At 69.8% G+C, this 13,474-nt stretch carries 10 protein-coding genes; 3 read left to right on the top strand and 7 right to left on the bottom strand.

Annotated elements, in window-relative coordinates; genetic code table 11:
* The first annotated feature begins 316 nt into the window (after positions 1-316).
* Positions 317-1,033, top strand: a complete 717-nt coding sequence (locus WME83_RS34645; protein ID WP_437313977.1) for an FmdE family protein — start codon at positions 317-319, stop codon at positions 1,031-1,033.
* A 79-nt stretch (positions 1,034-1,112) separates the two neighbouring features.
* On the opposite strand, the gene WME83_RS34640 is transcribed toward WME83_RS34645, so the two are convergent.
* The 3 genes from WME83_RS34640 to WME83_RS34630 all read right to left on the bottom strand — a co-directional run bounded on the left by WME83_RS34640 (position 1,113) and on the right by WME83_RS34630 (position 4,648).
* Complete coding sequence (locus tag WME83_RS34640) at positions 1,113-2,090, bottom strand: ATPase (protein ID WP_437313976.1); 978 nt, start codon at positions 2,088-2,090, stop codon at positions 1,113-1,115.
* A gap of 975 nt (positions 2,091-3,065) precedes the next feature.
* Complete coding sequence (locus WME83_RS34635) at positions 3,066-3,650, bottom strand: hypothetical protein (RefSeq protein ID WP_437313975.1); 585 nt, start codon at positions 3,648-3,650, stop codon at positions 3,066-3,068.
* 446 nt (positions 3,651-4,096) lie between these two features.
* Positions 4,097-4,648: a hypothetical protein gene (locus tag WME83_RS34630; RefSeq protein ID WP_437313974.1), complete on the bottom strand. Its 552-nt coding sequence runs from the start codon at positions 4,646-4,648 to the stop codon at positions 4,097-4,099.
* Between the two features lie 62 nt (positions 4,649-4,710).
* Here WME83_RS34630 and WME83_RS34625 point away from each other — a divergent pair, with 62 nt between their 5' ends.
* Positions 4,711-4,977, top strand: coding sequence for a hypothetical protein (locus WME83_RS34625; protein WP_437313973.1), 267 nt, complete (start codon positions 4,711-4,713; stop codon positions 4,975-4,977).
* 133 nt (positions 4,978-5,110) lie between these two features.
* On the opposite strand, the gene istB is transcribed toward WME83_RS34625, so the two are convergent.
* The 3 genes from istB to WME83_RS34610 all read right to left on the bottom strand — a co-directional run bounded on the left by istB (position 5,111) and on the right by WME83_RS34610 (position 9,596).
* Complete coding sequence (gene istB / locus WME83_RS34620; protein ID WP_437313106.1) at positions 5,111-5,887, bottom strand: IS21-like element helper ATPase IstB; 777 nt, start codon at positions 5,885-5,887, stop codon at positions 5,111-5,113.
* Complete coding sequence (gene istA / locus WME83_RS34615) at positions 5,874-7,481, bottom strand: IS21 family transposase (RefSeq protein WP_437313105.1); 1,608 nt, start codon at positions 7,479-7,481, stop codon at positions 5,874-5,876. The genes istB and istA overlap by 14 nt, the downstream gene beginning before the upstream one ends.
* 669 nt (positions 7,482-8,150) lie before the next feature.
* Complete coding sequence (locus WME83_RS34610) at positions 8,151-9,596, bottom strand: glucuronyl esterase domain-containing protein (RefSeq protein WP_437313972.1); 1,446 nt, start codon at positions 9,594-9,596, stop codon at positions 8,151-8,153.
* Positions 9,597-10,918: 1,322 nt separating this feature from the next.
* Between WME83_RS34610 and WME83_RS34605 the strand changes: the two genes are divergently transcribed.
* Complete coding sequence (locus tag WME83_RS34605) at positions 10,919-11,941, top strand: hypothetical protein (protein ID WP_437313971.1); 1,023 nt, start codon at positions 10,919-10,921, stop codon at positions 11,939-11,941.
* 145 nt (positions 11,942-12,086) lie between these two features.
* Here the strand turns inward: WME83_RS34605 and WME83_RS34600 are convergent, their stop codons facing one another.
* Entirely contained in the window at positions 12,087-13,232 is a 1,146-nt protein-coding gene (locus WME83_RS34600) for a hypothetical protein (RefSeq protein WP_437313970.1), read from the bottom strand.
* Positions 13,233-13,474: the final 242 nt, after the last annotated feature.

The raw sequence follows: 13,474 nt of genomic DNA, 5'->3' as shown, positions 1-13,474 counted from the left end.
GACGGGCGCGCGACGCATGACGGCCGCATGTTACCCCGGTCTCGGGCGGCGGGGCGCGAAACCGTCCAACGCGCGCGCACCTTTCCATCCCCGCGTCGGCGCGGGCGGACTGGAAGGCGCGGATGGAGCGGGCGCGCGTGCGGCGCGGGGGAGCGGGCGCGCGTGCGGCGCGGGGGAGCGGGCGCGCGTGCGGCGCGGGGGAGCGGGCGCGCGTGCGGCGCGGGGGAGCGGGCGCGCGTGCGCCGCGGGGGCCGACGGCCTTGACGTCGCGCGCGAACGGGGACACTTCGCCTGCTTCCCGGAGGGTCGAGCGAGCATGCGCAAGACGGTGAGCCACGCGGCGTTGATCCTCCTCGCCGCCGTTTCCTCGATTCGGTGCGGCGGCGCGAGCGCCGGCGGGGGCGCCGAGGCCCCGACCGCCATTGCGCACGAGCCCGCAGGCCCTGCGCAGGCGCCTGCCGGCCCTGATCGCGGTCCAGGGCACGCGGCCCATCACCACGACCGCGGTCCAGGGCATGCGGCCCATCACCGCGGCCACCTGCCCGCGCAGCACGACCACGGCCACCGCCCCGCGGCGGGCTCGGCCCCGGCGGCGCCGGAGGACGAGCTCCGCGCGGTCGCCGCGATCCACGGCGGCGCGGGGCCGTGGGCCGTCGCCGGCTACCGCATGGGGCGGTATGCCCTCGCGAAGCTCGGGCTGCCGGCGCGGAGCTTCGACCTCGAGGTGATCCACCACAGCCCGCGGAACGTGCAGTTCTCTTGCATCGCGGACGGCGCCGCCGCGGCCACGGGGGCCAGCCTCGGGAAGCTCAACCTCAGCCTTGTCGAGGCGACCGAGGCCGGCGTGGAGACCACGTACCGGCGCAGGTCGACCGGACAGGCCGTGACCCTCCGCCCGTCCGCGGCCTTCCGCGCGCGCTTCCGCGATGTGCCGAGAGAGGGGCTGGAGGCGGCCGGCAAAGAGGTCTTGTCCTTGCCGGACGCCGAGGTGTTCGAGGAGGTGCCGCCGCCTCCCGCCGGCGCGCCGCGCTGACGAGGCGGCCCGGGGGGGTGGGGGAGCCAAGGACGAGCCGACCACCCCGTCTGGACGCGCTCACCGCGGCCTGGGGCGATTACCGCTCGTCCTCGGCCGACTCGCCGTCTTCCGTTGCGCCCCCATCCGACGCGCCGCCGTCCGCTGCTCCCTCCGCCGACGCGTCGCTTTCCGGCGCGCCGTCCTCCGCGAAGGCCTCGTCTTCCTCTTCATCTCCGGTGGACGCGGCGCCGCGGGAGACGGGGAAGGGCGCATAGTCCTTCATCTTGTCGGTGCCGGCGTACCAGTACTCCGCGGCGGCGCGCAGCCTCCGCTCGGCGTGCACGACGAGCGTGTAGGCGGCGTCGCGGAGCTTGCGCGAGCGCTGCGCCTCGGGGGAGAGCGTCTTGTCGGCGAGCATGCGCGCGAGCAGCGGCGAGAGCTCGCGGAGGCGGGCCGCCGCGTCGGCCTCGCCGCGAGGCGCCTTGTGAAGGGCCTCCGCGTGCTCGGAGCAGAGCAAGAGGAGGTCGGAGACGTCCTGGACCAGGTCCGCGTCGCCGCTGCCCGCGCGGATCGCCATGAGCCGCTTTTGACCCTCGGGGCTCTTCTTGAAGCGGAGATCGAAGAAGCGGAGGAGCGTTTGCCGGTGCAGGGCGGCCTCGACGGCCGGCTTCGCGAACGTCGCTGCGGCCTGCTCCTGACGCTGCTGCGCGGCTTGCCAGCGCGATTGCGTGGCGCGCAGGAGCTCGATCTTGTCGCGCAGCGCGCCGATCTGCTCGCGCGTGAGCGGGGGCTCGTCCTCGGCGAAGGGGGTGCGGACGAGATCCGCCGCGTCGCGCTCGGCGGCGAGCTGGATGCGGCTCGACCAGACGACGCGCCGGGCGAGCTTGCCTGGAAACACCACGGTGTCGTCGCCGAGCGACTCGGCCTCTCGGAGGAGCTCGGCCTCGCGGGCGGCGCTCAGCGTGTACGCTGCTGCTCTCGTCGAGGCGCGAGGCGCGCCCTGTGTCTCGCGCGGAGCGGGCTTCTTCGAGGCCTCGTTGGTCCTGGGCGACGTGGTGGTGGATGCCTTTGCCATGGTAAAAATACGCCTCCTTGTCGGGGCCAGCGCCCCTCGGAATGAGGGGCTGGAAGATCGGCGAGGGTATCGGCGAACAAGGTATCGGCCAGAGGAGAGCACGAGTCGGTCGCGTCGCGAGAGAGGCGCTGGGGCGAGGGTTGGGAGAGGCGGTGTGCCGCGGCATCGGAAGGATGCGGCGTGGCTGGCGCCGCGGGCAGCGGGCACGGAGCTGGCGAAGGGGGTGCGGGCGCAGGAGGGAGGAGCGAGGAGAGAGGAGGGAGAAAGGGTTGCGCAGCAACGACAAAGGGCGCGCGAGACGACGCCGGGGCTGCGCAGGAGACCACCGGGGGCTGCGCAGGAGACCACCGGGGGCTGCGCAGGAGCCGGGCGATGGTAACGAAGGACACCAACGGGGGTGCGCAGGAGGGGCACGGGGGACGCGCAGGACGGGGGCGAGTGTGACGTAGGACACAGACGGGGGTGCGCAGGAGGGCGCCGGGGCCGCGCAGGAGGGCCGGCGGGGCTGCACAGGAGGGTCGACGGGGCCGCGCAGGAGGGCGCCGGGGCTTGTACAGGAGGGCCGACGGGTTGCGCAGAAGGGCCGACGGGGCTGCGCAGGAGGGCGCCGGGGCTTGCACAGGAGGGCCGATGGGTTGCGCAGAAGGGCCGACGGGGCTGCACAGGACGGCCGACGGGGCTGCGCAGGAGGGGATCGTCGGGACGTGTACGAGCGGAGCCCTGGTAACACTCCTGACCGGGAGCCGCGGTGACACTTTCTTGAGCTACGGGCCCCTGCTCCGGGAGGACTGGAAACAGGGGCTGGATCCTCGTCGACGCGACACGCTCACCGCGCTCTCTCGGACCGCCATTCCCGGCGATACGGCACGACGTGGCGCTGCTCCTGCGGAGCGCGTCCCGCTCCGGTGGCATCGGAGCGCGTCCCGCTCCGGCGGCGTCGGAGCGCGTCCCGCCCCGGTGATTCGACCGTCGCGCTCACCTGCAGATGTCGATCGCCGTCTTGCACTTGCCGCTCTGGCAAAAGCCCGCCCTCCCGAGCGCCGGGTCCGGACACTCGACGTCTGGACAATCGGCGTTCGTCGTGCACGCCTGGCCGGTCGCGGGGGTCGTCACCATATCGATGGCCCTCGTATAATAGAAGGCACACAGGTCTCCCGCATCGGGCTCATGGCTCTGCTCCACCGCCTGCTGCAAGGCCTTCTTGTAGCTCTCGCTCTCCGCGAAGCACGGATGATCCCCCGGGAGCTCGGCCGCCTTCGCACCGACGTCGATCTCGCACCCCTCCTGCTGCGCCGCGCAGACCATGAGGCTCTGGAGCTGCGCGAAGACCGGCGTACATATGCTCACCTCCTTGATGGCCTGCTGGTGGGCTCGGCGGGTATCGGTGGCGCACCGCTCGGCTGTCACGCCGCCGCTCAGCTGCCCGCACTCGGCGAGCTTGTCACAGAGGATCTCCTCGGGCTCTACCGAGTCTGAGGACTCGCTTGTACAACCCGGCAAGGCCACCGCGAAGAGGCCTAAGATGGGAGCGCAACGGAGGATGATGTGGAGTGTCTTCATGGCTTGTCCCCTACCTTTCACGATCATCGCCGGCGAGCCCGGCAGGAAGAGCGACTTCGCAACCGGCGTGCCGGCCCTCCGCGCGAAGGGTCTTCCGAGGAAAGGCGGGCTGCGCGGCGCACCGATCCAGCGGCGCCGAGCGGTCGCCCCGCGGCCGCACGCGCGGCTCGGCCGGCGTGCGCGTGGCGAGAGTTGCCCCCCTGGCAATCCTTGCCGGCGTGCGCATGGCAAGCATTGCCCTCCTGGCAATGCTTGCCATCGCTATGTCCGGAGCGGCTCGGGCGCGTCGCTGCAGGGAAGACCCGCGGCGGGGGAGGGTGCGGCAAGGCTCGTGGGGGCGATCTCGCGAGCATCGGATCAGGTCCGGGTCGCCGCAAGGTCAAGCAGGCCCCTGGCGCGCGGGGCCATCGTCAGCCCACCCGTGAGCAGGTGGTCGATAAGCGCTGCTACCGCCGCCGGAACAGGCTCCACCAGCTTCGCTTGGGCTGTGCGGCGGCGCGTGGCGCGCCGCCGTCACCACCGCTCCCGGCGCCCTCCCCGTGGAGCGAATCGCCCCGCTCCACGATGGCGCCGCTCACCATCGTCGTGAAGAGCCTCCGCAGGGACTCCTCCTGTTCGAGCGGCGCGACGAAGCCGAAGCCGAACAGAAGCAGGTCGCCGTAGGCCTCGCAGAGGAACAGCTCGTACACCGCCCCGGGGGCGAGCTTCGTGCACTCCTCCAATCGGTGCCGCTCGAACGCCACGCCCTGCCAGCTCGTGCTCTCGCGGAGGTGACGCAGCGGTGCCTTACCCTTCACGAACCCGTCGACGTGCCGCCGTCGTTCCTCCTCGTCCCGCCCCCGCCCGACGATGACGTAGAAGTCGAAGCTCACCCCCACGACGGCGACGGCGTTGTACCCAAAGAAGCCAGGCTTCTCGCGGACGTCACCCTCCTCGTACCAGAGCTCGGGCAGCCGAAGGGGGTAGGGTCCGACGTGAACGATCTTCGGCTCCATCATGGTCATGCGCTCCGAGCGGAGCTCGACCGATACCACGGCGGCCGAGCAGGTCACGACGAAGAGTGGGTCGAAGCTCCGTCGATCTCTCCCAGCCCGACGCGCGCCGCGCCCTGCTGGCCGACGTCGGCGAGGCCTCGACGGGCGTCCTGGCGGTGACGGAGGCCCTGCTGCTGTACCTGGAGGCCGACGTCGTCGCGGCGCTGGCCCGCGACCTGGCCGCCGTCCCGGCGATCCGCACCTGGATCACGGACTTGCTGCACCCTGCCCTGCTGCCGATCGTGCTGCAGCGCTGGCAAGGGCTGGGGGCGGACGCCGAGAGCCTGTCATAGCTCGGCCTCATGGATCGCGCCTGGGTCGGCCAAGCGGATCCTGTGATCGCGAGCGCCGCCAGCACCGCGATCAGGACCCGGGCGATCGACGCTTGGGGTCGGCCAAGCGGATCCTGCCACCCGCTCGACGTGCTCATGTCTTGCTCTCCTTCGATGCCTCCGCCGCCCGGCGTCGCCGGCCCGGGGGAGGGTTGCGGTACGAATCGCCCTCGAGGACGAGGACGTGGGCGTCGTGGAGCAGCCGGTCCATGGCAGCGCTGGCGAGCAGCGGGTCGCCGAACAGTCCACCGAACTCCTCCACGGCGCGATTGGACGTCAGGATCATCGCCCCGCGCTGGTAACGCAGCCGGATGACCTCGTAGACATCGGCCGCCTCTTCGACCGTCAGCGAGCGGAGACCGAGGTCGTCGACGATGAGCAGGTCGACCCCCACGAGTCGCGCTAGCCGGCGGTCGTGGCTGCCGTCGGCGCGGCCGGCGCGCAGCTGCTTGAGCATGTCGCCGGCGCCCGCGTACAGCACCTGGTAGCCCGCGCGACAGGCGCGGTGACCGAGCGCCTGAGCGATGTGCGACTTGCCGACCCCCGCCTGGCCGACCAGCAGCACGTTCTGCCGGCGTTCGACGAAGGAGCAGGTCGCCAGGTCGATCACCTTCGCCTTCGGCACCCTCGGATTGAACTGGAAGTCGAAGTCCTCCAGCGTCTTGAGGCTGTCGAAGCCCGCTCGGCGGATGCGCTGATCGAACTGCCGCCCGTCACGGCGATCGACCTCGTCGCACAGCAGCCGCACGAGGAACTCCTCGTGCGAGAGCTGCTCGTCGACGGCTTGCCGCACGCGTACCTCCAGCGACTGCAGTACGCCCGACAGCCGCAGCTTCTTGAGCACCGGCACGAGCTCGTCAGTGAGGCCCATGGTCCCCTCCTGTCGACGACAGCCGCGAGGCCGCGAGCAGCCGGAGGTCGCGCGCGAACCGCGGAGGCGCCTCCGCCCACGCCGCCGGCGCAGCGCTCTGCGGGCTCGGCTCGAAGTCGAGACCGCGCCGGAGGATGTCGCGAACACCCTGGTAGCTGAGGTTGCCGTAATGGCTCGCTCGGCGACACGCGGCCTGCGCGCGCTCCTTGGGGAACTTCTCCAGGTGCGTGACGATCGCCTGCACCTTGCGCAGCTGCGAGAGCACGTCGTCGGCGTCGAACACCTCGCGGACGAACCTGCCCACGTCCTGGCCCATCTGGTCGGCGCGCTGCTCCCAGTAGGCGCGGCTCCGGTGCCGCAGCGCCGCGCGCTCCTCGGGCAGGTGCCGATCGAGCGTGCTGCGCAGGCCGGCGCCGCGCCGATCGTGCCGTGCCACGGCCTCGTCGTCGGCATACACCACCACGCTCGACGGCGTCGCGCGCAGCCACACCTCGCGTTCCACCAGCCGCCAGGGCACCGAGTACAGCCTTCCTCCGAGCTCGACGTGGCAGTCGCGATGCACCCGCGCCCGCTTCCAGGTCACCAGCTCGTACGGGCGCAGCGGCAGCGGCTGAAGCCGGCTCTTCTCCTCGGCCTCGAACACCTCGAGCGGCCTTCGCTTCGTGGTGCCGTGCTGCCGTGTGCCCGCGATCTCGACGATCCATCGACCGAGCGCCGCGCGTACCTCGCCCACGTCCTGCCCCTCGCGACCCGCCAGGGCGTTGCGCTTGACGTACTTCACACTCGCCTCGACCTTGCCCTTCTTCTGCGGCGCTCGCGGCGGCGTCGGGTCCACGGTGAAGCCGTAGTGCCTCGCGAGCTCGCGGTAGCTGCGGCTCAACCCCGAGTCCTCGTCCACGCCGAACGCGGCCCGCACCACCGCCGCCTTGAGGTTATCCGGTACCATCGTCGACGGCACCCCGCCGAAGGCGCGGAACGCTTCCTCGTGCAGCCGCAGCCATGTCTCGGTCTTCTGGTCGAACACGATCTGCGCGAACAGATGCCGGCTGTAGCCGAGCACCATCACGAACACCCACGCCCTGCGCAGGCTCTTGGTCTCAGGGTCCCACAGCCGCCCCGCGTACCCGAAGTCGACCTGCGCGACGTGCCCGGGATCGGTCTCCACAACGATGGCGATGTCCTGGGGCCTGATCCCTTGCTCCCTCTGGAGCGTCGCGACCATGCGCTTGACCGCGGAGCGGCTGCCGCTGAAGTCGCGCTCTTCGAGCCGCAGCCGGTCGTAGATCGCTGCCGGCTTGAGCCCTTCCTCGACGCGCGCCGCGATGTACGCTCGCCACCGCTCCACGCTCGACTGCTGCTGCGGCGCCACCTTCGGCGGCACGTGCTTCTTTACCGCTTCCTTCAGCTCCTCGAGCGCGGGGATCTCCTCCGCGCTGCCTTCGAGCAGGCCAGCCTGCGACAGCGCCGTGCGATACCGCCTCTCGGTGTTGGGCCCCATCCCCAGCAGCCGCGCTACTTCCCGGCAGTCCTCGCCCCTGCGGTGCAGGCGCACGAGCTCCTGCAGCCTGTGCATCTCCGTCCTCCTCGCGCTCATCCCGGCCTCCTCGAAGCCGGGAGCCATGCCCGGCCCTATCAGGCTCGGGTGTACATGCCTCATCGCTGTCTGACGCCCGAGAACCGGCACTTCCGCCGTCTCAGCCGTGATCCACTTGGCCGACCCGGTCGCGATCCGCTTGGCCGACCCGGTCGCGATCCGCTTGGCCGACCCGGCTACGATCCACTTCGCCGATCCCGCTCCTACGATCGCCGTCTCCGACAGTGCGTGTGACGCATTCCGGAAACTCGACCCAATTTCTCTCCCTCCGAGGGCCCTCCCTGCGGTCAGGCGCCTACCTATCGCGATCCGCTTGGCCGACCCGACACCGATCCACTTGGCCGGCCCGAGGCCGATCCGTTTCGCCATCCCGGTCGCGATCCAATAGGCCGGTCCCTGACAAGCCGGCCCCGCTTCGCTCCGGAAGGGGGGCCAGCCTGGTTCGAGCCGATGGGCTGGGCCCTGCGCCACCAGCTCTCCGCGCGGGAGGAAGGCGAGCGCCTCAACCGGCCGATCGGGCCGCCCCTGCCGGAAGCCCAGTGCGAGGCGGCCCGCTGGATGAACACCTACGTCCGGTTGGACCGGACCTGGTGGAGCTGCCCTTTCTCCGTGGAGCTCCGTGGAGCCCGGGCAAGCCCAGAATGGCGTTCATGCCCCCCGACGGCATCACTACTGCAGCACTGTATCCATGTCCCAGTCGACCCACATGTCTTTCCATTCGCTGACCGGCTGCTGAACGCCGTTGTCCAGGATGCTCATCACGTCCGTGTTCGCGCTGGTGTTGCCTTCGAACGCTCGCTTGAACATCTCGCCTGCAAGGGCGGTTTGAGAGCCCGACGCGCCGCAGTGGTTTGCGCTGTACATCTGGAAGCCCATGCGCTCCGGGACGCCGAGCGCCTTCCATACCGGCTTTGCTGCCCACGCGGAGAGCGCCTCGCAGGTCCCACCCAGGTGACACCATGAGTTCCTGCCATTGGCATTGGTGAAGTGCACCAGATGCCGTGGAGCGATGGTCGCCAGGATCATGTGCGTATCGAAGGGGAGGTTGTATACCTTCGAGGGGTCGCTCCGGAGCCAGCGGGCCGCGCTGGTCACCCAGGGTCCGCAGATGCCGCTGTCTTCGAGGTTGTCGATGCTCTGAGGTTTGGCGTCCGAGCACTGCCAGACAGAACTGCCTTCACCGTGCCTGAACCACTCTGCCTGACGCAGGTTGGCGACGCCGCCTCCGCCCGACTCCACGATGACGACCACCGGCGCGCGGCTGAAGACACCCGCCAGGTAAGCGCCTTTCCCGCATCCGGAGCATCCCGATACCATCACCTTCGTGGGATCATGGCCGCTGCCCGGGTTCTGCTCCAGCACGTCCATCACCCGGTCGATCATCCAACCGTTGGCGATATTGGTGTTGAGCTCGGGCAAGCCGAAGAGATTTCTGATCTTGCCTTCGAAGCCGCTCCCGAACGACAGCTTCTTTCTGCTCGACGGGAAAATCCCGCCCGACAGCTCGAGGGCGATCACGTCGCCGGATCCGCTGATGTTCGCCGTGAAGCTCTCCGTTTTGTCACCTACCTTGGCGGTGATCGAAACGGTGCCTCCGGAGACGGTCCCGGTCACTTCGTCCGGTTCGGAGGGGACTGGACCGTAAAGGTACTTGGCCGCCATCGCCAGGATTTCCTTGCGGCGGCACTCCCACTGTTCTTTGGTGGTGACCTTCGTTCCGTCGAAGAACGTAAACGGATCCGGGAGTTTCTCGTTTACCTCGGTCAGCCCGCTCGGTTCAGGCAGAGTGGGCAGGGTACATGTGAAGCTGCCGCCGCCGCCGGTCCCGCCGGTCCCGCTCGCACCGCCGGTCGGGGAGCCGCCCGTGCCGGTTCCACCGGTCGGAGAACCGCCCGTACCGGCGACTCCGCTGGTCGCGGAAGGACCGCTGGTCGAGGAGCCTCCACCCGTGGTGACTCCCCCGCTCCCGCTCGGTGTCCCGCCGCCTGTGCCCGAACCATCTCCCCCGGCACCGCCGGATCCTACCTCTGAAGAGCAGCCAGGGAAGTTCAAGAGCGCGAGGACGGGAACCGCGAGAGCGATTAATTTGCGCGAGGCACGAGAACGGACAGACATGAAGGCCTCCATGTTTCGAGTGCAGTGGCGGAATGCGACACGCGGGCATGACACGTAGTGCGTGACACGCAATCGCCGTACTTATAGCAGATGGTAGATAAGTCTATGTGTTTTCGCGTTGGTAACGCTGTTTTGTCACGCGTGGGAATTTGCGCTGTGACTATGCCAATGACACGTGAACGAGAAGCTTCAGGGCGCGGTGCGATGCGTTCGCCGTCGAGCCGAGGACCCGTAAGCTGAGCGATGGGAACGGCGCTCCCGGGGCTCGGGAGAGCAAGCCCCGGATGTGGCCATGCGCTCCGCCACCGGTGCCACCGCCGCCGGTGCCGGCCACGGACCACGCGGTGCCAGCCGACGAAGAGCCGCTGGTCGGGCTGCCGGTGCTGGTGGTGTCATCCTCATCCACGGTGATGCCGCCGTCGCTGGGGCCGCACGCGACGAACAGGGGGAGGAGGGCGGTTGGGGGGAGAGGTTGGGAGAAGGCTGGCCGGAACGACACCATCAGACGACCATTCCCAGCGGAGCGCCTTTCGATCACGCTTATCGCTAAGAATCGTACGACCGGAGCGGGCAGTGTTTGGTTGGGATGCAAATGTTCGACAATCCTGTAGTCGATGTGATCCATCGCTCACCGGCACCGGACGGCCCTTCTTCCGCCGCCAGGCGGCCTGACGTGGGTAGAAGGGCCAAACGCCTTTGCGAAGGCAAGCGCCCACTCGCCCCAACGTTCGATGGACATCATCGTGAGTAGGGGGTCCAAACGCCTTTGCGGAGGCAAGCGCCCACTCGCCTCGACGTTCGATGGACATCATCGCACAACACACGATGTGTTCGTGCCATCCAGAAAACCCCAGTATCGGGCGGGCACGCGTGTCCCGTTGGGATCAGCGGTTACCGCTATACTGTACGCGCCTCCGGAGTGGCAGGTGAGCGCCGGCGTTCGCGCGGGCACGGCGCCCGTAAAAAAGATTGACTCCCGTCCCGCGACACCTCCACTTGTTCATTGAGATGTCGCAAAAACGCCTCGGAATTGTAAAATTCTCCCTTCGGTGCGGAGGCCGCGCCGGCGCCCTCGGCGGGCTCCTCTGCCGCCTGTCGCTCGGCTGCTCGACCTCGACGGAGGGCGCGAGCGGCACGCCGGACGCCGCGGGGCCCGACGGCTCCGGGCGCCGGACGGAGCGGCCGGCGACCCCCACGCGCCTCGTCGGCGCCTCACGCCGCGCGCGCCGTTCTGCCATCAGCCGCGCGGGGGCGGGGCCAGTGAGCCTCGCCGATCGCGGCGCGACCGACAGTCCAGCTTACCAAGACAAGGAAACGAGACCATGAAACGCGCTCATCACCTCTCCTTGCTTCCCCTCACCCTGGCTCTGCTCTCTCCCGCGCTCGGCTGCTCCGGCTCGGACACCGAGTCCCCGAGCGACGGAGCGACCGGCGCGTCGTCGAGCTCCGGCGGCTCCGCGACCGGCGGTGGCTCCGCGACCGGCGGCGGCTCCGCGACCACTGGCAGCAGCACCACCGCGTCCACCGGCGGCGACAGCAGCACCACCGCGTCCACCGGCGGCGGCACCACCACCGCGTCCACCGGCGGCGGCACCACCACCGCGTCCACCGGCGGCGGGACGACCGAGAAGTTCAGCTTCTTCGTCACCAGCCTCGCCGCCATGCGGGAGCTGTCGGGCTCCCAGGACGGCTTCGGCGGCGATCTCCGCTTCGGGGAGACCGGCCCGGGCGCCGGCCTCCGCGGCGCGGACAAGATCTGCGCGACGATCGCCGAGAAGAGCATGCCGGGCGCTGGGAGCAAGCAGTGGCGCGCGTTCCTGAGCGCCGCGGCAGGCGAGGACGGCAAGCAGGTCGACGCGATCGATCGGATCGGCGAGGGGCCCTGGTACGACCGCCTCGGCCGGCTGGTCGCCAACAACAAGGGAGAGCTCTTGAACGAGCGCCCCTCCGGGGCGGACGAGGCGGTCGCCGACGATCTGCCGAACGAGGAAGGCCTCCCCAACCACCAGCCCGATCCGAGCCTGCCGGAGGTGGACAACCACGACACGATGACCGGGAGCAACGCGGAGGGGCGGCTCCATGGCGCGACGGCCACGTGCAGCGATTGGACGAGCGCCGCAGCGGACAGGAACTCGAAGCCGCGCCTCGGGCACTCGTGGCCGAGGAACTTCGGCGGCGGCGGGGCCGGCGGCATCAACATGGCCCATTGGATGTCGGCCCACGACGCAGCCGGGTGCACCCCGGGCGTCAACCTCGTGGACGCGGGGGGACCGCAGCAGGGCTCGACCAGCGTCGGCGCCGGCGGCGGTTACGGCGGGATCTACTGCTTCGCCCTGACGCCCTGACGCCGGCGCGCCCGGGGCTCACGCCGACTGCCAGAACGACCACGCTGCCCGTGAGCGCAAATTCCTTGGACTCAGGGAACGAGGCTCACACGAATCCCCTCTTCCCGATGATTCTTGATGGTGTTTCCCCGCCAGCGTTTATCAATCATTGCATCGGCGCAGGCGCCGCGTCCGGCGCAGGCGCCGCGTCCGGCGTGGGCGCAGTCGCGGGCTCGGGGGCCGGCGTGGGCGCAGCCGTCGGCGCGGGCTCCGGGGCCGGCGCAGGCACCGGGGCTGGCGCGGGCACCGGGGCTGGCGCGGGCTCCGCCTTGGTTGGCGCCGGCCTGCAGGGCACGCAGGGCGGCAACCCTGGCACCTTCGAGCCCACGGCATAGGAGAGCGTGAGCAGGAGGTTGTTCTGCACCTGCCAGGCGTCGACGAGCTGCGGCTGGCGCACGACATGGAGCTGGTAGTCGAGGGACGCCCACTCCACGAGCTTGAAGGTGAGCCCCCCGACGATGTCGACGTTCATGAGGTCCAGCGCGCCGCGCTCGTCGCCTGCGTCCAGATCCGAATACACGATCGGCAAGAGGACGGCGACGCCCGCCTTGTACGTGATCTGCTTCTCACGGAGCGCGCCCGAGGCCTCGATGACAGCCTCGGCGCCGAGCTGGTTATAGCTCGAGAGCTCGCTCACCTCGACCTCGGGCGTCCCGTCGTCGTCGCCCAGGGCGAGCGCGCCCGACGCAATGACCTCCTGCGCGCCAGCGCCGGCGCGAGCCTCGACAAGGACGGACTCCCGATTGACAGGCTGGACGAAGACGCCAAGCGACTGCTTGAGCGTCACTGGCTGGAACGGATCGCTCAGGTGAAGGCGCGTCCCGGTGATCGCCTCGGTCGTCCCGTCCGCGCGCGTGATCGCATAGGTCGTCGGCGCCGAGCGCGGATCGCTGCCAGGGAACATCTGCGTATCGAGGGCGAAGCGACCGAACGGCCCGAACCAGGGCACGACGTGGTAGAGGTAAATCGCCTCGAAGGCGAGCGCGTCGCGCGTCTTGACCCAGGCATCCAGGGCCGGCGTGCGCGTCACGCCAGCGCCAGCCCCGAGCGTCATGCGGAGCTCATGGGCGGCCTTATTGAAGTCGAGGGAGCCCTCCAGGATGAAGCCTGCGGAGATGCCTGTCCCGTCTGCCTGCCCGACGACGCTGCGATTGTTGGCCAGGTTGAACGTGCCGCCGAGGAGCAGCCCCGGTGACCAGCCGTCCACGCGCCCCGGATCGGTCGCGGGCGCTTCGACATACGTGGTCTCCACGGAGGGGGCCGGCTGCGCAGAGGCTCCGCGAGCGAGGAGACCGGCCGCGGCGCACGCGGATACCACAAGCCCGGAGCGTTCTCGAGAGATTTTCATGGGATACCCTCGGCGATCGTACTGAGTCAGGTGCAAACGCGGGGTCTATAGCACACAAAGCGTTCGAGGAGGGTCGAACGTAAAAGCAACTCAAGAGAGATCGGCGCCGTCGAATAGACGGCTGGGTTTCACGTGAGCTCACCTCG

Origin of the sequence: Sorangium sp. So ce385, assembly GCF_051474135.1 — a bacterium.
In the GTDB taxonomy this organism is placed as follows: Bacteria; Myxococcota_A; Polyangia; order Polyangiales; family Polyangiaceae; genus Sorangium; species Sorangium cellulosum_D.
The sequence above is the reverse complement of the archived record's forward strand: the minus strand, read 5'-3'. Positions and strand labels throughout refer to the sequence as shown.